Origin of the sequence: Priestia sp. RMT2NF4 (assembly GCF_047872835.1) — a bacterium.
In the GTDB taxonomy this organism is placed as follows: domain Bacteria; phylum Bacillota; class Bacilli; order Bacillales; family Bacillaceae_H; genus Priestia; species Priestia zanthoxyli.
In genome coordinates this window covers 26,697-48,832 of record NZ_JBLQZO010000006.1, presented here as the reverse complement: position 1 = coordinate 48,832, position 22,136 = coordinate 26,697, and the positions used below count along the sequence as shown (strand labels likewise).

The following is a 22,136-nucleotide window of genomic DNA, read 5'->3' as shown; positions in this document are numbered from 1 at the left end:
TATTGCCCAACAAAAAACGCCGGGCTAATCTGCTGACAGAGCAGACTAATCCCGGCGTTTTTGGAAACAGTTCTGTTATTTTTTACGCTTTTTTTGTGCAGCATTATTCATTTTGGCAGATTCAACTTCAGCATAAGAGCCGAATTCTTGTCCATATTGATTATTTGCACTTTTATTAGCTTCTAACTTCTTGTTAACAGAATTATTTTGGTTTTGTTGCACGTTGAACTCAGAAGCAAACTCCCCAGCATAAGTGTCATTTGCACTTTTTGCACGCTTTGCTTTTTGAGCCTGATTTGCTTTAAACTCAGAAGAGAACTCTTGGTTATAATTATGCTTTGCATTGTTATTCGCTTGCGCATTTTTATTACCTAATTTTTGACGACCCATCGCTATCTCCTCCTATTTGTACCTCGTTGGTACACTATTAGTATGGATCAAGCGGCACGTCATATCCTGTTCAAATTAAGGTAAAAACACCAGAGCTTAGCACGTTTATATTCTTGCTACGTACTCTTTAACCATTTCTTCCGTCACTACTTTACGGCCTGGAATGATGGTATATTTTTGAGACAGCTCATTAATTTCTGCTGTTACAGCGTTAATACCGTCTACAGAAAAGGGCTTCCCTTCTTTGCAGAGAAGCACAGCTGCTTCAATAGCTTGCTCACGTCGAGCTTCTAAGCTGGCAAAAGCACGTACTAATTCGTGCTGTTTTTTAGAATGGGCTGAAATTTCTTTATGTACACTCATGTTCGTTCCTCCATTATATTATGCTGAGTTAGTAAAAATAAGTTAATGTCCTCATAACTGATTTGCTTTTCCGGTAATTCTTTTAAGTTTTTTTCTATCGCTGCAGATTCTTTCTTAATGCTATCCAAAAAGTTTTTCATCTTTTCATTAAAAGCGACTTTCCCGCTTATCTTGCATTGTACAAATTGCTCAATGATGGATTGCTGCCTATCGTCGAGATTTGCCTGCTTACATAAATCGGCAAATAAAATGACAGGGAAACTGCGCTGCTTTACTACTACTTTCAGTGATAAAAATGCACGAATCAGTTGGAGCATCACTTTTATATCCTCTATTGTAACAGAAGATGTCAGATTTCTTTTACTATTTATCGTTAAAATTTTAAAATAATGATATCCCAATGCTTTTAAGGAATATGATTGAGCCATCATTTGCCGGAGTGGCTCAGCAAACGATGACTTTTGATAATAAACAAAAGGCGACCATAGCCACTCATAAAGCGAAGGGTTTGATTTTGTAAACAAATAAATGGTTTTGTACAAATCCCACCCTTGCATATCATAATTGCCTTCTGCTACATTAATGACCTCTTGAGGTCTATTGAGATGAAGATAGCGTGATGCTTTATATTTATATATAAAGCGGACGTCAAAATCACTCGCTAACGTGTCGAGTCCGTAAGCACGGCTCCCTGATTCACATGCAAACAAAATTTCTACATTATATTCTTTTTCAATTTCCTGTAAACGTTTATTTATGTGTGTAGACATAAAAATTAATGACCCTTTCTTTCCTCCAATACATGTTCTAGCACCGTCATTGTACTTACCAATTCTTGAATTGGAAATTCTTCAGACACGGCCGCTTGCAGCTGTTTGTAATAATCATACCATTCTTCAGATACAGACTGTTTATGCGCTAAAACGTACTGATTCACTAAATAGGTATAGTGTGAATGAAGAGCAGCTTCTTCTTTCGCAATGTAGTGATTAACATCCGGCTTAATACGTTCTAATAAAGCAGCGTGGAGCTTTGCTTTCTCATTTTTTTCAAAAAAGCTTTTATTGTTTTTATACAGTGAAAGCTCTTTTTGATACGATTCATTCTTATCGAATTGATGACTTGTCACAACTTCGCTACCATTTGGAGGCTCTAACGAGTTCAACGTTGGAGTAAACGTCGGTTCATAGCGCTGTAGCTTTGTGATGATCATTCGATGCCAGTCTTCGATTAATTTTACGATGTATTTTTCGATTCGCAAAGTGGTCGCACGCACTTCTTGCGTTGCGTCGAAGGAAATAGACGTTAACAACTCCTGCAAACACAGGCGCAGCTGCTTTTGCTTTTCACCTCGATCATCTCTTAAGTTTGCCGGACTGAATGCTTCTTTAAAGAAGTCATCGTACCTCACAAACAGACGTTTTTTCACATAAAATAAAAGCTCTTCTAATTCTCGGTCAAACTGCTGTTGTTCATATTCAAAATGAATTTCATGCAGTTTTGCTGCTACCTGCTCATTTTTTATGTGAAGAGATTGAATGTATCGCTTTTTATCGACTTCTGATTTTGTCTGCACCTGTTTCATTTCATTGGCAACTGCTAAAATTTGTTCGAAATCTGCATAGACACTTTGGATAGCAAGCTCTGGTAATTCATAATTTATGAAGCGGTAAAACGCATTTTTGAATGGCAGAAACATTTTATCCTCGTGGTTTTGCAAAGCCTGCAAGCTTGATACCGGGTATAAGCGAGGAAAGCGTATACCATACTGTTCAAGCTGCTCTTTTACGTACGTCTGAACTAACTGCAGCTCTGTATCTGAGCTGGCTAAGTCCGCTGCATTTACTAAGAAAAACATTTTATCAAGCGCAAATACATCTTTTACACGGCCAAGCTGAATAAGAAATTCTCGGTCAGCTTTTGAAAATGCATGATTATAATACGTTACAAATAAAATGGCATCTGCATTTTTGATATACTCAAACGCTACTCCCGTGTGTCTCGCATTGATTGAATCAGCTCCAGGTGTATCAACAAGCGTAATGCCTAAGCGAGTAAATTCACAGTCATAATACAGGTTAATAAATTGAACAAAACACGCTTTTTCTTCCTTGGCTACATAATCATGAAATCCTTCTGTATCCACTACTACTTCTGAACCGATATGATGCTTGACTTCGCCGTAGCCTTTTTCTACTGCCTGTAAAAACGACAAATGCAGGTGCAGCTCTTCTGTTGCCTGCAGGGTCGGAATAATCGCTAGCGCTTCGTCAATTGTTTCTACTTCATGATGAAACAGCTTAAGTGCACCATTTAAATCTTGGATCATCTGCTCGTTTGTTTTCATTTGCACAACAGCTGTTTTATGCGGCCGTTTTTCTGTTGGAGGCATAATTTTATTGATGGTTGCTGTTGTTGGATTCGGAGATACAGGAAGTAATCTTTCTCCAATCAACGCATTAGCAAAAGATGACTTACCGGCACTGAATGCTCCGAATAAAGCTACGGTAAACGTTTGATTTGATAGCTTTTTACGTTTTTCTTGAAGCCTATTAATAAAGCGGTCTAATTTTCCAAATGAACGGAGCTGTTCGAGAACAGCTGATACATCTTGAAGAACCTTTTCTGTTCCTGTTTCATGCACAGCTTCCTCAGGCTGTGAAACTAACTGCTGCTCACTCGCAGCTTCATGCTTTTCTTCAGCTTTCATGATGCCCGTTTCATATTCTTCTTGTAACATATATGACAACTCGTTTGTATCTTCTAGCGTTAGGTCGTCATCAGTTTGCTGTAAAGATTGAAGCAACGCTTTTGTACGTGCCAGTTTTGCTTTCATTTCCTGAAGAGATGTATACGCTTCTTCAAATGCCTCACATTCCTGCAAGTGTTGAGAAATATTCTCACGCTTTACTTCATCTTGCTCCATTTTGCTCTGTTCGATTTGCGCATAGAGCTCGTATAACAATCGCGTGGCTTTTTTCTTAATGTGATCAGCTACATCTTTTGCGTACGTTAAAACATAATCACCATTAATCGTAGCTCCTGCTTTTACCGTTTCAATTAAGTCATGAGGTTCTAACGGAATTTCAAACTGCTGAACCTGGCGTATAAGATCCGGGTCAGTAAGATTTTGATTTTTCACCAGATCTTGCACATATTGCTGCAAGTGCCACTGCAGCTGAGAGGCTGTTCTTTCTTTCATATCGTCAAAAAATAACGTCAGCCGCTCTTTTTTTACTTCCTCGGTCTTTTTCTTAGCAAATAAAAGACCCACTTTGAAATCAGGCTTTGTCGTTTCTAAAAACAGCCTAGCTTTTTCTCTCATTTCATATGGTGTTAAATTGGCGTTGCTTAGTATCTTGCCTGTTTCTTGTTGGTACGTTTCTGCTAACTGCTTTTCAGCACGCTTTATTTCCGCTTCTTTTTCGAGAAGCTGCTCTTTTTGCTGCTTATTTATTTCATGGTTCTCAAGCGTCAGCTTATGGCGCAGCTCGTCATGAATCGTTAACTTTTCTTCTTCTTGGTCTTCAATAAAGGCAAGGTGATCGTCAATTAACATTTGCATCGCATGTTGAATATGCTGATGTCGGTTTTCTTTTTCCGTCATCATAGCAAGTAATAGAGATTTTACGTACGAAAGGTCATTATGACGGTTGGCTGGCTCTTTTAACGACGTATAGAAGATTCCTTCTGGTCTAACATTCCACTTTAAAAATGACGTTTCTACAGATTCTTTAAATGCTTGAAATGTTAGCTGATCTTCTTGATGTTTATCGATTTGATTTACAATTAAATAAAGCGTTTTATTAGCTTCTTGCAGCTGTTTTGCAAATTGAAGATTTAATTCTGCCTGCACATGATTATAATCCATCACGTAGAAAATAACGTCCGCTAAGTGAAGAGCTGACTCGGTCGATACACGATGCGCATCATCTGTTGAATCAATCCCCGGTGTGTCCATCACCACAACATTTTTAGGAATAGCGTTTGTCTCGATTGATAAATGAATGGACTCTACTTCATCTCCGTCGACAGCAAACTGTTTAATTTGTTCATACTGATAAGGCGCTTCATAACGCACCGGCGGCTGTTTGCGGTAATAAACGGTTGCATGCTCATCCCCCGCCTTTACTGATACTAAGTTTGCGCTTGTCGGAATAGGACTTGCAGGCAAAATTGCTTGCCCCATTAATTCGTTAATCATACTCGATTTCCCCGCCGAAAAATGTCCGCAAAATGCTACAACAAATTCACCGTTCACCCACTTTTTTAACAGCTGTATTGCTTTTGCTGCCTGCTGTTCATCTCCAGCTGCTTGAAATTGCTTATGTAAATGAAAAAGAGATGCTTCCAATTGGAGATTTTCTTGATGTTTCACACTCACTTTACCCATTATTACTCTACCCCTTTTGCCTCATTCAAGACTGTATTTAAATGTTCTCTATCCATCTTTGTTTCTGCTTATTCTTTCTCTATTTTACTTGATTCACCTACGTTTTCCCATAAAAAACTGAATTTTTAGTTACAAAAACAATAAAAAAAGCTGTCAATAATTTGACAGCTTTGCATTGTATTTATTTACCGTGTATATATTACGCCTTTTGGGCTTTTTCAATATTTTTCATTACATACGTTGTGACGCCAACATATGTAGCAAGTGCTCCGATCACAAAAAGACTAACCATTACGTCCACCACCGTTTCTACTTGATGAAATTGATAATCTTTATCATTTGATTTCATCTTATCATGAAAGATAATCATTTTCAATTAGTTTTGAGATTTTTTTGCAGGAAAGAAACGTCCCGTATTTTGCATGACCTCGCCATAATTTGTTTCATTCGTTAGCGCTTGCTCTTCTAAAGGAATTCTAACGGCTAATATACACAAATTGAAAACAGAAAAAATAGCTAACGTCCAGTATGCCTGAAACATAAGCGGAACTAACACCAATTCTGCCGCTACAACTGTATAATTTGGGTGCTTCATAAACCGATAAGGACCTCTTAGCACAACCTTCGCGTTAGGCAAGACGATAATTTTTGTATTCCAATACTTTCCTAATGAAGAAATAGCCCATACTCTTGCAAGTTGCACAAGCACAAAAAAGCTAAACAACAAAAAAGAAAAGTGATACATTCCACCGTTTAACACATACACTTCCGTAAAAAGAGCAGCAAAAAAAGCGGCGTGCATGCTTACCATCCATTTGTAGTGACTTTGACCAGCTTCGTATGCTCCCTGCTTCTTCATCCAAGCTTCATTTCTTTTGGCAATCACCAATTCACATAGACGCTGTAAGATAATAAATACAAAAAAACTATAAAAAAACAATCGCTTTACCTCCACTCTAATAGAAGCATTTCAGAACTAAATCCAGGACCAAGAGCTGTTAATAAACCGTATTCTTTACTCGGAATTTCTTTCTTCATAAAGCGGTCTAGCACATATAAAACGGTTGCCGAAGACATGTTTCCATGGTTTTTAAGTACATCTAGTGAATCAGCAATCATATTTTCGTTTAGCGATAGCGTTGATACATATGCTTCAAGCACTTTTTTCCCTCCAGGATGAGCAACAAAATGTTTTAAATCCCGACTGGTCAAATTCTGAGTTTGTAAAAAAGACTCCACTTCTCCGCCTAACCACGAATCGATAATAGTGGGAATATCTTTTGAAAAGACAACAAATAACCCATCATTTTTAATCTCCCATCCCATTACGTCTTCGGAATTTGGCATAAGCGTCGATTGTGTATGTAAAATGTAAGGAAAGCTTTTTGAACGGGAAAAAGTGATATCTGCTTCGTCACCTGCGACTAAAGCAGCTGCTACTCCATCAGCAAATAAAGATGTACCGATTAAGTTGCTTTTTGAACGATCATTCCGCTGAAAAGTCAAACTGCACAGCTCAACGGATAATACAAGAACTTTAGCGCGCGGAAAGGCTTTGCAATATTCGTAAGCCCTTGAAAGTCCAGATGCTCCTCCGGCACACCCTAATCCCCATATAGGGATTCTTTTTGTATGGTCTGAAAACGCAAGCTTATTCATAATTCGAGCTTCAATGCTAGGCGTAGCTACACCGCTTGTTGAAACGTAAAAAATAGCATCAATTTCTCCACACGGCAAAGGGGTACTTACATAGTCTTTATTTGTTAAGCATTCTTCAATGGCTTTTGTACCTAATTCAACAGCACATTCTATAAAAGCATCATTTTTTTCTTCGAATGTATGATCTTCTTGAAACCAAGATAAGTCTTTGGCAAAATTACGTTTTTCAATTTGACCATTTTGAAAAACGGTCAGCAGACGATTAATATCTTTAAACGACTCGGAAAAAAGTTCTTTTGCAAATAGCAGCGTGTCTTGCTGAGTTAATTCATAGGGGGGAACTCCAAATCCAACTGAGATAATTTTTGGCATACACTTCACCTCTTTGATTGCGTTACATTTAACATTTGTAATAGCTGGGGATTTATTCAATTCTTTTTTAGTGGAATGGAGGTGAAACATAAAAAAACTTTCCTGTAACTCAGGAAAGTCTACGTTTTGAAGAAGTGTATGTTTGTTGTGCACTTTTATTATAGCGCAAATAATCTGAATGTACAGATACAATTTATGGATTGACGAAAATAAGTGCTTATTTTTTATGAAAAGAAAATGGACATATAGATTTCATCTACATATTCATTGTTAAAATAAGCTTGTTCTTTCATAACACCTTCTTGTTCAAATCCTACCTTTTTATACAATTCGTATGCCACTTTATTAGAAGCAAACACAGTTAAAGAAAGTTTATGAAGATTATTTTCTTTGCACCAGTTTAGCGTATAATTCATAAATTGTTTTCCTATTCCCATTCCCTGTGCTTTTGAAATAAGCCATGTACGGAAGAGCCCCGTGTGGCGCTTCATTTTAATTTCGCCTCTCAGAACACGTGCGATTCCAAGCACTTCACCTTCGACTTCAGCTACAACGTACATGTGATTGTTCTTTTCTACTGATGCAATAAAATCTTGCTCTTCTTGGACTGTGCGCGGCTCATCTTTTTGAATAAATTCCCCGGCTTCAATAATTTCTCTTACCGCTGTTGTAATATGCTCTGCATCACTTGCCTTTGCAGGGCGTATAGTGACTTCACGTCCGTCTTTTGCTTTAAATTTCACTATGTTTTTCTCTGCTGTAATCATCTATATCAACTCCTATATTTTTCACCATTCAGTACTACTATTTTGGTTCTAGCTTGCGTAATTTATCAGTGGTAAAGTTCTGCTTTTCATTTCATCTAACAAGCAATCATGTGCATTTGTTGTATTACCCACGCTTTAAACAAAGCTAAACTATTTTTGAAATATTTATTCTTGCACAGACATCCTAGAAATGCAATTAATTGCGTTAAAGAACTATTATTTCAAATTTTCTTTACAAAAGTGCATAAAAAAGAGGCTGGGACACAACGAAATCACTCCGACCTAAAGACGAACAAATGGGGTTAATCCGCTAGAAGCAACGAAACGCATGAAAGCTACGTCCATCTTAACAATAAAAAAATACGAACTAACAACCAATAATTTTGATTATTAGTTGCTAGTTTGTATTTCACTTCGACTAAACTATTTTTGTCCTTCTTTTTATTAAAGTCCCATTGAGATATATTTTACTTCTAAATAATCTTCAATGCCGTAATGACTTCCTTCACGTCCAAGACCACTTTCTTTAAAGCCGCCGAATGGAGCTTGAGCTGCAGATGGAGAGCCATCATTTACTCCTACAATGCCGTATTCTAATTCTTCAGATACAAACGTTGCTTCTTTAATGTTTTCTGTAAATACGTAAGCTGCTAAACCATAAGGGCTATTGTTTGCTCGTTCTACGGCTTCTTCTACTGTTTTGAATGTTGCTACAGGTGCCAATGGTCCAAACGTTTCTTCAAACATGCAATTCATGTCATCAGTTACATTTGTGATAATTGTCGGCTCCATAAAGAAACCGTTTTTAGTTGTTATAGCTTGTCCGCCAACTACAACTTTAGCTCCTTTACTTTTTGCATCCGCAATTTGTGCTTTTACTTTCTCAACCGCTTTGTCGTTAATTAACGGTCCAACTTGTGTACCTTCTTCTAATCCGTTTCCTACTGTTAATTCCGCCGCTTTTGCTGCAAATTTTTCAACGAAAGCATCTGCAATGGATTCTTGTACGTATACGCGGTTTGTGCAGATGCACGTTTGACCTGCGTTGACAAACTTAGAAGCAATTACGCCGTTTACAGCAGCGTCTAAATCTGCATTTTCTGTTACGATAAACGGTGCATGACCGCCTAATTCCAGCGATAATTTTTTCACAGTATCAGCAGCACCGCGCATTAGATGCTTACCAACCGCTGTTGAACCAGTAAATGTTAATTTTCGGATGCGTCCGTCTTTTTGCCACGTGTCGCCAATAGCTGCTGCATCTCCAGTAACAACATTGATCACACCTTTTGGAACGCCCGCTTCTTCTGCGAGTTCTACTAAACGAAATGCTGTAAATGGTGTTTCTTCAGATGGTTTTAAAACAATTGTACATCCTGCTGCAAGAGCTGGGGCCACTTTACGCGTAATCATGGCTGCAGGGAAGTTCCATGGCGTAATAGCTGCTACAACGCCAACAGGCTGTTTTTTAACCGTAATACGCTTATGCGTATGATGAGCTGGAATCGTTTCACCATATACACGCTTTCCTTCTTCAGCAAACCAAGCAATATAATCATTGCCATACTGCACTTCACCTTTTGCTTCTGCAAATGGTTTGCCTTGTTCCGTTGTCATAATTTCTGCTAGTTCATCTTTATGATTTTCAATAAGTTGATGCCATCTCATTAAAATAGCACTGCGCTCTTGAGCGGTTTTTTTCGACCATGTTTTAAAAGCTGTCGCTGCTGCATCAGCGGCAAGTGCTGCTTCCTTTGCGCCTCCCTTGGGAATTTGTCCTATAACTTCTTTTGTTGCTGGATTAATCACATCAATTTTCTCTTTTGTTGTTGTCCATTCACCGTTAATATATAGTTTGTTTGGATACATCATTCATCCTCCTAGTTGTGTGAATTTCTTTGCGCTGTGTTAACTACACTATATACACTAGCATCTTCGTTGATTTATGAGAACTTCCCTTCTATACTATGGGTATAACAAAAGGTTATAGGTGATAAATATGAAAACAGAATGGCTTGAGTCTTTTATTGAAACAGCCAAAACAAAAAGCTTAAGCAAAGCAAGCGAACAGCTGCATATGACGCAGCCCGCGCTCAGTAAGCAAATGAGAAAACTAGAAGAAGATTTAGGAGTAACATTATTTATTCGCTCCGCTACAGGAGTAGAATTAACCTCAGCAGGTGAAATTCTTTTACAAGAAGGTGAATCCATACTATCAAGCGTTCATGCTCTTCAAAAAAAATTAGTGTCTACGCAAGAAGCTTGTGATTTAACTATCGGAACGTGGCAAAGTATGGCTGCTTTTTACTTACCTTATCAACTGGCTTCTGCTAAAGACCACAATCGCCATATTGATATAAAAACCTCGCATCACTATTATGATTTGTTAGAGCAGTTAGAAAGCAATCAAATTGATGGAGCTTTATTTGATGATCGAGAGATTCAACATACTTACTGGTCAAAATTATTATTCAAAGAAGACTTTTATTTATTTGTGAATGATCAGCACCCGTTAGCCGAAAAAGAAAGCGTATCATTTGAAGATTTCAAAGAAGAACCTATTGTAGTTCTCCCTCCAGGGTGCGATGTTCGGACACTAGTAGAAAAAGCGTACAATCGTCATAACTTAAAAATTTCCATTGCCAATGAAATTGAATTTGCTCAAAGTATTATGGGATTTATTTCAGCTAATTTAGGTATTTCAATTCTCCCTGAAATTTTTATGCGCCATTTACAAAGCTCAAACATTAAAGCATTGCCTATTACAGACTTCAAATTCAAAAGAGAAATTTCATTAGTGGCAAAAAATCCTGACGTGGGGAAAATGCTTTATACACTGTTTTTCAAAACACGGTCTTAATAGGAAAGACGACCAAATTAGGCCTAAGTTCCCCATAACAATGAAAAGATCCGAACGATTAATCGTTCGGATCTTCTTCAACTAACATACTTTTGTGCCAGCCTCTTTTTATTTCGATATTGCTTCATTTGTTAACTTTGTTTCCGCAACTTGCGCACGTGGTGATTTCATCATATTAAAGACAATATTTAAAAAGATTGCTGTAAAACTCCCCATCACAATACCGCTTCCAGTGAGAACTTGAAGACTTTCTGGTAAGTTTTTGAAGAGTTCAGGTACAACCGTCACCCCTAGACCCATACCAACCGAACATGCAATTACAAGAAGGTTTTCTTGTTTTGCTAAATCAACTTGACTAAGGATTTTTATACCTGAAGAGATGACCATCCCAAACATGGCTACCATAGCTCCTCCAAGTACAGAGCTCGGGATAACTGTCGTCACGGCTGCGATTTTAGGTAGAAAGCCCAAAATGATTAAAATTCCACTCGCTGCAAATACAACATTTCTTGTGCGAACACCTGACAACTGTAAAAGTCCTACATTTTGAGAATACGCTGTATAAGGAAATGCGTTAAAAAATCCGCCTAATAAAATCGCCAATCCTTCTGCACGATAGCCTTTAGATAAATCTTTTTCATCCACTTCTTTTTTACAAATATCACTAACGGCAAAATAAACGCCTGTGGACTCGACAATGCCAACAAGTAAAACAAGGAACATTGTCAGGATGGCCATAATATTAAACGTTGGCATCCCAAAGTAAAACACGTGCGGCATATGAATCCACGCTTCTTCTTTTACGCCGGAAAAATCGACTTTCCCCATAAAAGACGCTGCAATTGTTCCAACAACCAATCCTAATAACACAGAGACGGAGCGCATAAATCCTTTTGTAAATCGATACAGAACAATAATTAATAGCAAAACGCCAAAACCTAAACCTAAATTGCTCAAGCTGCCAAAATCTTTACTTCCTTCTCCTCCAGCTAAATCTTTAATCGCTACAGGAATTAACGTAATTCCAATAATCGTTACAACCGAACCCGTAACTAAAGGAGGGAAAAACTTAACCAATTTACCTAGAAAAGCAGAAAGAAGGACAATGAGTAAACCGGCGACGATAATAGAACCATATATGGAGGAAACGCCGTAAGAACCTCCAATTGAAATCATAGGCCCTACGGCAGTAAACGTACACCCTAATACAACTGGAAGACCAATACCGAAAAAACGATTTTTCCATACTTGCAGTAACGTTGCCACACCGCACATAAATAAGTCAATCGCCACTAAATACGTAAGCTGCTGCTGAGTCAAGCCAATGGCTCCTCCAACAATAAGCGGGACAACAATCGCACCTCCGTACATAGCTAAAACATGCTGTAAACCAAGTGAAAAGACTTTTCCTTTATTCATATTAAACCTCCACTGTCGGTTTATCTTCAGCAAATGTAACTTTACCATTTGATAAAGACTGAATGCGCGCTAATGATTCTACTTTAACGCCTGATTTACGAATTTGTTTTCCTCCATCTTGGAACGCTTTTTCAATAACAATACCAATGCCGCCTACTTTAGCACCTGCTTTTTGCACGATATCCATCAAGCCGAATGCAGCTTGGCCGTTTGCTAAAAAGTCATCAATAATTAAAATCACGTCATCTTCTCGAATAAATTTATCAGCAACTGAAATTTCATTTTCTTCTTTTTTTGTAAATGAATATACTTTTGATGTAATGAGTCCGTCTTGAAGTGTTAAAGATTTTCTTTTTCTGGCAAACACCATCTCAACGTTTAGCTTCAATGCGGTCATAATCGCTGGAGCAATTCCTGATGATTCAATCGTTAAAATCTTCGTAATTCCTGCATTTTCAAAGCGCGAAGCAAATTCTTCTCCAATTTCTTTCATCAGTACAGGATCCATTTGGTGGTTTAAAAATGTGTCTACTTTTAAAACCGTGTCCGATAATACGATTCCATCTGTTAAAATTTTGTTTTGCAAAGCTTTCATAGTTCGTTCCTCCAACGTTTGTATTAAAAAAGCTCAAAAACATAGCTGCACTCGTATATGAGTAGAGCAATGTTTTTGAGCTTTTACGCACAAAAGTGAAAAACAAACTTCATCGCTCACCCATAGTCAAACTATTTACGGTAGTTTGGTAGATACTTACGAGCCTTATTCTCGTCATTATATGAGTGCGTTATTGAGTTACTTGTATTATATCAGCAAATCTTTTATTTGAAAATATCTAAAAAAGATATTTTCGAACATTTACTTGCAATACAAAACATAATATTCGGTTATAGCACTTTTTATACGTGATAAATTTGTCCGTATTTCTCTTCTAGATATTGAATTAAATAATCTACATTTAGCCCTTCACCCGTCACATCGTTTAAAATTTCAAGAGGTTTTTTCATTTTTCCGTACTGGTGAATATGTTCTGTTAACCAATTTGTAATCGGCGAAATTTCTCCTTTTTCCAAGAGTTCATCGTAATTAGGCAAGTCTTTTAACATGGTATGCTTAAACTGCGCTGCGTACATATAGCCCAGAGCATAGGAAGGGAAGTACCCAAAGCTTCCTCCGGCCCAGTGTACGTCCTGAAGCACGCCTTCTCCATCGTGACTTGGACGAACCCCTAAATATTCTTCGTATTTCTCATTCCAAATTTCCGGTAAATCCTCAACTTTATACTCCCCGTTTATTAATCCTTTTTCAATTTCGTAACGAATCATAATATGAAGAGGATACGTTAACTCATCTGCTTCAATACGAATAAGAGACGGTTTTGCTTCATTTACTCCTCGGTAAAAATCTTCTAAACCTACATCGTCAAATTGTTCCGGCGCATGCTTTTTTAGTACGTCGTAATGATGCTGCCAAAATGCTTTATTTTTCCCGACAAACTGCTCAAAAAACAGCGACTGTGATTCATGAATTCCCATTGAAGTACCTTCACATAGAACCGTGCCAACAAGATCCTTTGAAATATTCTGCTCATATAAAGCATGGCCACATTCGTGAATCGTGCCAAAAATAGCCGTTCGGAAATCGTTCTCGGCATATTTAGTGGTGATGCGCACATCTCCCGGGTTTAAGCCAGTAGCAAAAGGATGGACGGTTTCATCAAGTCTCCCCGCTTCAAAATCATAGCCGAGTGTTTTTAACACGTCTAGACTAAATTGCTTTTGCGCTTCTTTTGGGAAAGTACGGAATAAAAATTCCGTATTGGGCTTTGTATTTGACCCGGCGATTCGCTGAACAAGAGGCACAATATGCTCCCGCAGCTTTCCAAATACCTCGTCTAAAATTTCAACCGTCATTCCCGGTTCAAAAAGGTCTAATAAACGGTTATATTTGTTTCCTTCATACCCCCAATACTCCACAAACTTCTGATTAAACGCTACAATTTTTTCAAGGTACGGTTGAAATAAAGCAAAATCTGCTTTTTCTTTTGCTTCTTCCCAAATTGACTCCGCTTTTGAAGTTAACGTAACGTATTCTTTATATTCGTGCGGAGGAATCTTTTTATTTAAGTCATATTCTTTTTTACATTCTTCCACTGCTTTTTTCGTAATATCGTTTATGTAAGGCTGTGACTCAGGGTTCGTTAATTTCTCAATAAAACCTGCCATTTCATTAGAAACGGAAAGATTGAACGCTTCTGATGACATCATGCCAATCACTTCAGAACGCTGATCCGCCCCTTTTTTTGGAGCACCCGTTCTCAAATCCCAGTACATCACTCCGATTGCCTCGTGATAACTTTTGATTTTATTCATGTATTCATAAAACTGTTTCTCAATTTTCTGTATGTCTTCTCTCATTGTTTTTTCCTCCTTACTTTCCTTATTTCACCATAAATTATTTTATCATAATAGTAACGGTGTGTATATAACTGAAAATTCAATCTATTGCGCATATAAAAAAGCGCGGCTGCCACCGCGCTTTTTTATACGTTTTCTATTTTGGTTGGAACATTTTGTTCAATGATTGAACGCACTTTTGAATCTGTGCTTTTTGGCATAAAGATCGTGATTAGACCCTTATCATTATGAGAGCGAATCAGCCTTCCAACTCCTTGCTTTAAGCGAAGAAGCATATACGGCATATCTGCATCCCAAAATGGATCGACTACTTGATTGCGCTTTGCTTCAAAGACCGGATCATTTGGCGGATACGGCAGAGACCAAATAATTACATTCGATAACGAAGGTCCAGGAATATCCAACCCTTCCCACAAATGAACAGCGCATAAAATCGTTTCTTCTTCTCTTTGGAACTGAGACACTAATTTACTGATTTCTTGATCGCCTTCAAATAAAAATGTGTACTGATTTAACTCTTTGGAAACTTCTTTGAACATCTCTAGTTCTTCTTTACTGTTAAACAATAAAAGTGCTCGTCCGTTCGTTTTTTCGAGCTGAGCAACAGCAAAGGCAAATTTTTCAGCAAACGCTTCTTCTTGATCATCCGAAACATTTTTCACCGCAATTTTCATTTGCTCATCATAATCAAATGGCGATTCAACTGAAAAAGAAAGCGGCTTTGCAATTCCTAAGCTATATGCTAAATAATCGAACGATTGGTTATCTGAAAGAGTGGCAGAAGTGAAAATGTATGGTATTTTCTTCGCAAATACTCGTTCTTTTAAGACGTCTTTTACTGCTTGCGGCATAATAACCAACGTCAGCTGCCAGTTGTTTTCTTCCACCCAGTAGATGGCATTTTCGTTGTCCATAAATAAGCGCAGCGAATAATCAATTTGATCTAGGTACTCATCTACAATTCGCAGCGTATATTCGTCTACTGTATAGGTCTCACTCTCAAACACAAGCTCGTTTCCGATATGTTCAAGCAGCGATAAAAGTTCTTTTCCTACACTTTGTAATCCGTTTGTTCGGGCTACTTCTTTACGGCTAGAACCAACGATTTCTGTGCTTGCTTCACTTAAACGGTCAAAGAACATTGCATACACATCGATAGCGTGCTCGATCTTCACAGCAAATTCTTCTCGCACGTCATTTTCTAATAGACGCGTTAACAAGTTTTCTAACGTATCTTCTTGAATGCGATACGTTAAAGCCTTTTGTGCAGCAAATTCCAGCAGGTGACCTTCATCAAATACAACACAGCTGCTTTCAGGAAGAAGCGGAAGCTGTCCTTCACGCTTGCGGGCTTCATATGTCCAAATGTGTTCCATGTAAAAATCGTGAGAGCAAATAATTAAGTCATGTGCTTTTCTATAGTGCTCGCGTGAAAGCGTTAAGCCACATCTATGACGCTGCTCACAGGAAGAGCAATCTTGAAACGTATCCCAGTTAATTTGATTCCATTCCTCATCCGTTAAATGAGGATATTCTTTACGGTCTCCGTAGTGATAGAACGACTGCATACCACTATGATCATGAACAAAATCAGGAAGCGTATCGTAAATTTCTTCAATGTTTTCATTATCTGTTCGTGCTGTCACAGCATCTAATTTCTTTAAACACAGATACTGATCTTGAGATTTTGCTAGGCGAACATCCATGTTAATATCTAAAATACCAGAGAGCTTGGCAATGTCTCCTTCGGCTTTTACTAACTGTTCAATTAATGTTTCATCCGCACAGGCAATAATAGCCGGCTTGCCAATATACCTTGCATAACAAATAGCGTACAGTAAATACACAATGGTTTTCCCTGTTCCTACACCTGCTTCTGCAAAGATTACATTTTTTTCTTTAAAAGCTCGTTCGATTTGAAAAGCCATAAAAATTTGTTCATCCCGAAGTTCTAATCCTGCGTCTGGAAGATGATCATAAAAAACATCACCTATCCATTCATTTAATTTGTCAAAAAAGTTTTCATCCCGCTCAATTGTAAAAGGCAACCGCTCTCTCATCATCGATACTGACTCCTTTATTTATGTAAATATCTATCAATAAAAATTAGCTTCACTTCTTTTTATCTAGTAAATTTCTCATGTAAGCAAAACTTAATTATTGACTACTTTATCTAAAATGTCAATAAAAAGAGCTGAACATAAAAAAGTTCTGCCTGTAAGGACAGAACCTTTTTGTATAAAAGCTGGGTGTATAGAACGCAAACGGAATAAGTGCTATTAAAAAATTAATTACAGCGGAATTTGGAATCCGTGGACTGAGACAATAAAAAGGCCGCTTCATACTCGGCTTTTGCTTGTTCCAGCTGAGTAAGCGTCTCTCCGCTAACTTCTATTCCCTGCTGCATTAAATGATAGCTGTTTTCCAACGCTTGCCGAATCATAGTGAACTGCGTGTTTCTATCCATTTATAAACATCCTCTCTCTGTAGTGCTTACTATAAAAGTGAATACTATCATTCTATACATCAGCTGTTTATTTTATTCTCAAAACCAGTATCTCTGGCTTAATAAATGGATTCTTTCATTTAAGAAAATAATCGAACTTATTAAAATACTTTAATTCTCACTTGACATATAGGAATAATATATTTTAAAATTACTTACAGATTTAATCACTCAAAACTACATACTACAGGCTTACCGGTCAACCGATAGCCTCTAATTGCCAGATACACGTACAATCCGTCTGTGCAATTAGAGGCTTTTATTTTTTAAAAGCCTGCTGAGAGGAGAAAAAAATGGCAGAACTGCAGTTGCAGCATGTGTATAAAAAATACGGAAAAGATAGTCTTGCAGTTGATAATTTTAATCTTCATATTCAAGACAAAGAATTTATTGTATTTGTAGGACCTTCAGGGTGCGGCAAATCCACTACCCTTCGAATGATCGCCGGCCTTGAATCGATAACAGAAGGAGAATTGCTTATTAATGGAGATCGTGCAAACGATTTACCTTCTAAGGACCGGGATATTGCAATGGTGTTTCAAAACTACGCGCTTTACCCTCATTTAACGGTTTACGACAACATGGCATTTGGCTTGCAGCTCCGCAAAGTCCCAAAACAAGAAATTGATGAGCGCGTTCGTGAAGCGGCTCGTATTTTGGACTTAGAACCCTATTTAAAACGCAAGCCAAAAGCATTATCAGGAGGTCAGCGTCAGCGAGTGGCTTTAGGAAGAGCCATTGTACGGAATGCCCAAATTTTTTTAATGGATGAGCCTTTGTCTAACCTTGATGCGAAGCTTCGCGTACAAATGCGTGCTGAAATCAGTAAGCTTCATCAGAGGCTGCAGACGACCATTATTTATGTAACCCACGATCAAACAGAAGCCATGACGATGGCAAGCAGAATCGTAGTTATGAAAGACGGAAAAATTCAGCAAATAGGTTCACCTATGCAAGTGTATAATGCTCCAGAGAATACGTTTGTAGCCAGTTTTATAGGCTCACCGGGAATGAACTTTTTCACAGGAAAAGTAGTGAACAGCAAACTGTACATCAGTGAACATGAGTTTCAACTGACAGAAAATCAAATGCATTCGTTACATGAAAAAGGCTACAATAATCAATTCATTACTGTAGGAATTCGACCCGAGCATATTACGCGTGCCTTTTCTGATGCTCCTCATATTTCATTACCGGTAGATGTGTCTGAGTTATTAGGAGCAGAGTACATACTATACAGCAGTTTAGGAGAGCAGCTCTTTGTGGCTAAAATCCCTGGGGATGAACATATTCAAGTTCATCAGCACTTTCCGTTTCATTTTCAAATGAATCATGCTCATTTCTTTGACCAAGCATCTACCAATCGTATCAAAATTGACCAATAACTATCTAAAAAGAATTCTATAAATGGGGGAACTAAAATGAAAAAATTATTAATTCTGTTAGCAATGCTCACCGTGATCATCGCCGGCTGCGGCAAAAACAGTTCAACAAGCGGCGACAGCAGCGATTCTTCAAAAAAAGTAACCATTAACTTTACGCATTGGCGAGGAGAAGATACGAAAGCCTTTGATTCTATCATTGAGCAATTTGAAAAGAAAAACCCAAATATTCATGTAGAGATGACCGTCTTTCCTTCGGATTCATATCAATCACAAATTCAAGGATCTCTACTATCTGGAGAAGGCATCGATGTATTTGCTAGTTTTCCAGGAAGTCAATTTGAAACGATTCGCAAAGCAAACGGTTTTGCAAAGCTGGACGACCAAAACTTACTCAGCAAATTTGACGAAAAGCTAATCCAAGCGGGTAAAGCGGATAATACGCAATATGCTCTTCCTTATCAGCTAGTCTATAACATCCCTGTCTATAACAAAGGCATTTTTGAAAAACTAAATTTAGATGTTCCTAAAGACTGGAATAGCTTTTTAAAAACAGCTGAAACATTAAAGAAAAATGGTTACACGCCGATTTTATTTTCAGGAGACGTAAGTCCTTCTCAATTTATTAACCCAATGATTATGAATAACGAACCTACAAATAACGCCCTTCACGAAGTAGAAACGGGCAAGCGCAAGCTAACTGATGAATGGTTTATCAAAACCCTATCTCAAATTAAAGAATTAAATGATAAAGGTTACTTCCAAAAAGATGCTCTTGGTACGAAAAAAGAAAGTGCTGCAGCACTTTTCGCTCAGGAAAAAGGCGCAATGCTTGCTCAAGGTTCTTATATGATGGCTACAGTCAAACAGCAAAATCCAAAGATTGATCAAGGTTTGCTTGCACCGATTACAGTGGATCAAGATAAAGCCGAATACGAAGGTGTTCATACCACAACATTCTTATTAGGTGTTGCTGAAAAATCAAAACACAAAGAAGCTGCTAAGAAATTTTTAACTTTCCTTGCAGATCCAAAGATTTCTTCTGAGTATGCAAATGCTACTGGCCAGTTATTAACGGTCAAAGACGTGAAATATGATTCACCTGAACTCAAAGAAAGCGCAAAGTGGAAAGACAAAAAAACGGTCTTCCAACCTCGATTTACCATTTTAAATGAGCGCGTATCAAAAGCTGTTGAAACATCTGTACAGGACGTACTATCCGGTATGTCAGCGAAAAAAGCTGCTGAAAAAGCACAAGGAGAGGTAGAACGTGTCGCTAAAAACTAATACGTCTATTCAAGAGGAAGAAAAGAGAACCCCTTCGTTCTCTTTTCCTCTCTTTTCATTTAAAAATATCTCTAAAAGCAGGCATCTATGGTTGTTTTTGCTTCCTGGTTTTGTCATATATACGGTTTTCTTTGCATTGCCAACGCTTTCTGCTTTATTTTTAAGTACAACTGATTGGAATGGATTGTCTTCTCAGTTCTCATTTGTAGGGTTTCAAAACTTCAAAGAAATTTTAACAAACGATGCTATTTTCACACAGTCGCTTACAAACAACTTAAAGTTCACAATTGGCGTGCTGATCTTTCAAACGTTATTGAGCTTAGGCTTTGCACTCTTACTTTATAGAAATTCTGCATGGAATACATTTTATCGCTCACTCTTTTTTGTACCGACGATTATTTCGTCCGTGTCGATTGCGTTCACGTGGAACTTTATGTATGACCCCAACATTGGAGGAGTTAACCTATTTTTAAGTAAAATAGGCCTTGAGCATTGGACACAGTCTTGGATTGGAAATGGACATATCGCCATTTACAGCTTGGCTTTTGTACAATTTTGGGCACATACTGGTCAAATGCTTATTATTTTTGTAGCTGGAATTCAAGCTATTCCCAGTGAGTTATATGAAGCTGCTAGTATTGATGGAGCAACACGATGGCAAAAATTCAAGCGCATTACGTGGCCTCTTTTAGCTCCAGCTACGACAATGGTTGTGGCTTATACGACCATACAAAGCTTTAAAGCATTTGATTTAATCATTGCAATGACAAATGGAGGTCCCTCCAACTCAACTGAAATTCTTTCGACACTTCTTTATCACGAAGCTTTTATTAATTTTCGTTTTGGCTATGCCTCTGCCATTTCCGTTGTATTTATGATTGTGATTGCTCTTTTAACGTTTCTTCAATTTCGCGTACTTCGCCTGACCAAAATGTAAAAGGAGATTCTTTTATGAAACAAAATCCATTCAGACATCTGATTTTAGGGATATACGGTTTAATCATTCTGTTGCCCTTAAGCTTGGTTTTATTAACAACCTTTAAAACAACGCCTGAACTTTACAGCAACCCAATTGGATTACCAGCAGGCTGGAATATTGAAAATTATAAACAGCTGCTCGTCAATGAACCCATCTTTGGCTATATTAAAAACAGCGTGATTGTTACCGTCTTTAGCACGTTTTTTATTCTATGGTTTTCAAGCATGATTGCTTACGCTATTATTCAGCTACCTCAAAAGCTTGGATGGATTGTATACGGCTTTTTTGTTTGCGGAATGATTGTCCCTACTCAAGTCAATATGATTCCTGTCTTTTTGCTGATGAATAAGCTTGGACTGGTCAATACGCTAACAGGGGTCATTATCGTCTCCATAAGTTTTTTGCTTCCTATCGGTGTGTTTATTATAACGGGGTTTATGAAAACTTTGCCAAAGGAACTATTCGAAGCCGCTCGCATGGACGGGGCGTCAGAGTGGAAAATATATTCAAAAATCGCTCTTCGACTCTCCATACCTTCAATGGCTACAGTAGGAATTTTTTCGTTTGTGATCGTGTGGAATGATCTGTTATTCCCTTTGCTATTATTAAAATCTAAAGAAGTAAAAACGCTGCCTATTGCATTATTGGACTTTCAAGGGGAATTTCTAACCAATTACCCTATGCTGTTTTCAGCAGTCGTTCTTTCTTCTATTCCATTATTGATTGCGTACGTGTTTTTGCAAAAGCATTTCATTTCAGGAATGACCTCTGGGGCATTAAAATAGCAGGCAAGAAAATCACGCTTCCCTGCCTGCCCCTTTATTCTATAGGATTATTTTTTAAAGCACGCTGAGGTTTCGGTTTCTCTACTATTAGGTGTTGGTAAACGTACATTAAAGCAGCTTTTAACAGAAAGATACCTAGCAAATGGTACTCTTTAAATGTGCCTACCCTAAAAAGCTTTGCACGGCTCATAGCTCGTTGAAAAGGATAAACAAAAAATGTATCTACGATTGCATTTAATAACATATACCTTCCAAAATGGCCATATGTGAACTTTTTAATCCATAAAGAACCTGCTAAAAATGGACCTAAAAGTAAAGCAGCTTCACCTGTTAAATATGGATGAGGAGGATTAGGGAATATCCACCACTTCTTTTTTTCAGCAATATAGCTTTCAACCATAATTAAAAAGGAAATAAACATAGTAGATGATAAATAGCGCTTAATATGCTGTCGTCCTATAAAAGGGATGGTTAACCATGAAAGAAGCATCATCCCGCCAAAAACCCGTGCTGATCGATTTTTTCTCATTTTATCACCTCTTAGTTTTTAGTATGAGAT

20 protein-coding genes and 1 riboswitch are annotated in these 22,136 nt (G+C 37.8%); of the genes, 5 read left to right on the top strand and 15 right to left on the bottom strand.

The window, feature by feature from the left end; genetic code table 11:
- Positions 1 to 75: 75 nt before the first annotated feature.
- The 9 genes from ACMX9J_RS21645 to ACMX9J_RS21605 form a co-directional block, all read right to left on the bottom strand.
- Entirely contained in the window at positions 76 to 390 is a 315-nt protein-coding gene (locus ACMX9J_RS21645) for a hypothetical protein (RefSeq protein ID WP_013056168.1), read from the bottom strand.
- Positions 391 to 495: 105 nt separating this feature from the next.
- Positions 496 to 753: a DUF2533 family protein gene (locus ACMX9J_RS21640; protein WP_013082381.1), complete on the bottom strand. Its 258-nt coding sequence runs from the start codon at positions 751 to 753 to the stop codon at positions 496 to 498.
- On the bottom strand, positions 750 to 1,523 hold the full coding sequence (locus ACMX9J_RS21635) for a DNA polymerase beta superfamily protein (protein ID WP_033578452.1): 774 nt from the start codon (positions 1,521 to 1,523) through the stop codon (positions 750 to 752). Before ACMX9J_RS21635 ends, ACMX9J_RS21640 begins: the two co-directional genes overlap by 4 nt.
- A 5-nt stretch (positions 1,524 to 1,528) precedes the next feature.
- Positions 1,529 to 5,146: a dynamin family protein gene (locus ACMX9J_RS21630; protein ID WP_416226158.1), complete on the bottom strand. Its 3,618-nt coding sequence runs from the start codon at positions 5,144 to 5,146 to the stop codon at positions 1,529 to 1,531.
- A 199-nt stretch (positions 5,147 to 5,345) separates the two neighbouring features.
- Positions 5,346 to 5,495, bottom strand: a complete 150-nt coding sequence (locus ACMX9J_RS21625; protein WP_156830705.1) for a hypothetical protein — start codon at positions 5,493 to 5,495, stop codon at positions 5,346 to 5,348.
- A gap of 27 nt (positions 5,496 to 5,522) precedes the next feature.
- Positions 5,523 to 6,086: an isoprenylcysteine carboxyl methyltransferase family protein gene (locus tag ACMX9J_RS21620; RefSeq protein WP_028414036.1), complete on the bottom strand. Its 564-nt coding sequence runs from the start codon at positions 6,084 to 6,086 to the stop codon at positions 5,523 to 5,525.
- Between the two features lie 5 nt (positions 6,087 to 6,091).
- Positions 6,092 to 7,177 (bottom strand): type III polyketide synthase, encoded by a 1,086-nt coding sequence (locus tag ACMX9J_RS21615; protein ID WP_028414037.1) that lies wholly within the window; start codon positions 7,175 to 7,177, stop codon positions 6,092 to 6,094.
- A 224-nt stretch (positions 7,178 to 7,401) separates the two neighbouring features.
- Positions 7,402 to 7,944: a GNAT family N-acetyltransferase gene (locus tag ACMX9J_RS21610; RefSeq protein WP_028414038.1), complete on the bottom strand. Its 543-nt coding sequence runs from the start codon at positions 7,942 to 7,944 to the stop codon at positions 7,402 to 7,404.
- 444 nt (positions 7,945 to 8,388) lie between these two features.
- Positions 8,389 to 9,813 carry an NAD-dependent succinate-semialdehyde dehydrogenase gene (locus tag ACMX9J_RS21605; protein ID WP_416226189.1) on the bottom strand — a complete coding sequence of 475 codons (1,425 nt, stop codon included), beginning with the start codon at positions 9,811 to 9,813 and terminating at the stop codon, positions 8,389 to 8,391.
- Between the two features lie 130 nt (positions 9,814 to 9,943).
- Between ACMX9J_RS21605 and ACMX9J_RS21600 the strand changes: the two genes are divergently transcribed.
- The gene (locus ACMX9J_RS21600; protein ID WP_034266540.1) at positions 9,944 to 10,804 is read left to right on the top strand and encodes a LysR family transcriptional regulator; all 861 of its coding nucleotides are present in this window, start codon (positions 9,944 to 9,946) and stop codon (positions 10,802 to 10,804) included.
- A gap of 108 nt (positions 10,805 to 10,912) precedes the next feature.
- Here ACMX9J_RS21600 and ACMX9J_RS21595 read toward each other — a convergent pair whose 3' ends face one another.
- The 5 genes from ACMX9J_RS21595 to ACMX9J_RS21575 form a co-directional block, all read right to left on the bottom strand.
- A complete protein-coding gene (locus ACMX9J_RS21595; protein ID WP_416226157.1) occupies positions 10,913 to 12,223 on the bottom strand; it encodes a nucleobase:cation symporter-2 family protein in 1,311 nt (436 codons plus the stop codon).
- A 1-nt stretch (position 12,224) separates the two neighbouring features.
- Positions 12,225 to 12,818, bottom strand: a complete 594-nt coding sequence (locus ACMX9J_RS21590; protein WP_028414042.1) for a xanthine phosphoribosyltransferase — start codon at positions 12,816 to 12,818, stop codon at positions 12,225 to 12,227.
- 103 nt (positions 12,819 to 12,921) lie between these two features.
- Positions 12,922 to 13,023: riboswitch (purine riboswitch) on the bottom strand.
- A gap of 97 nt (positions 13,024 to 13,120) precedes the next feature.
- Entirely contained in the window at positions 13,121 to 14,638 is a 1,518-nt protein-coding gene (locus ACMX9J_RS21585; RefSeq protein ID WP_028414043.1) for a carboxypeptidase M32, read from the bottom strand.
- A 125-nt stretch (positions 14,639 to 14,763) separates the two neighbouring features.
- Entirely contained in the window at positions 14,764 to 16,701 is a 1,938-nt protein-coding gene (locus ACMX9J_RS21580; protein WP_013056155.1) for an ATP-dependent DNA helicase, read from the bottom strand.
- Between the two features lie 224 nt (positions 16,702 to 16,925).
- Entirely contained in the window at positions 16,926 to 17,105 is a 180-nt protein-coding gene (locus ACMX9J_RS21575) for a hypothetical protein (protein WP_013056154.1), read from the bottom strand.
- Positions 17,106 to 17,437: 332 nt separating this feature from the next.
- Between ACMX9J_RS21575 and ACMX9J_RS21570 the strand changes: the two genes are divergently transcribed.
- The 4 genes from ACMX9J_RS21570 to ACMX9J_RS21555 are packed head-to-tail and all read left to right on the top strand — an operon-like array spanning position 17,438 to position 21,577.
- Positions 17,438 to 18,529: an ABC transporter ATP-binding protein gene (locus ACMX9J_RS21570; protein ID WP_033578445.1), complete on the top strand. Its 1,092-nt coding sequence runs from the start codon at positions 17,438 to 17,440 to the stop codon at positions 18,527 to 18,529.
- A 36-nt stretch (positions 18,530 to 18,565) separates the two neighbouring features.
- On the top strand, positions 18,566 to 19,813 hold the full coding sequence (locus ACMX9J_RS21565; protein WP_416226156.1) for an ABC transporter substrate-binding protein: 1,248 nt from the start codon (positions 18,566 to 18,568) through the stop codon (positions 19,811 to 19,813).
- Positions 19,797 to 20,750, top strand: coding sequence for a carbohydrate ABC transporter permease (locus tag ACMX9J_RS21560; protein WP_028414047.1), 954 nt, complete (start codon positions 19,797 to 19,799; stop codon positions 20,748 to 20,750). Before ACMX9J_RS21565 ends, ACMX9J_RS21560 begins: the two co-directional genes overlap by 17 nt.
- Positions 20,751 to 20,764: 14 nt before the next feature.
- Positions 20,765 to 21,577, top strand: coding sequence for a carbohydrate ABC transporter permease (locus ACMX9J_RS21555; RefSeq protein ID WP_033578442.1), 813 nt, complete (start codon positions 20,765 to 20,767; stop codon positions 21,575 to 21,577).
- A 34-nt stretch (positions 21,578 to 21,611) separates the two neighbouring features.
- On the opposite strand, the gene ACMX9J_RS21550 is transcribed toward ACMX9J_RS21555, so the two are convergent.
- Positions 21,612 to 22,106 (bottom strand): hypothetical protein, encoded by a 495-nt coding sequence (locus ACMX9J_RS21550; protein ID WP_028414049.1) that lies wholly within the window; start codon positions 22,104 to 22,106, stop codon positions 21,612 to 21,614.
- Positions 22,107 to 22,136 lie beyond the last annotated feature (30 nt).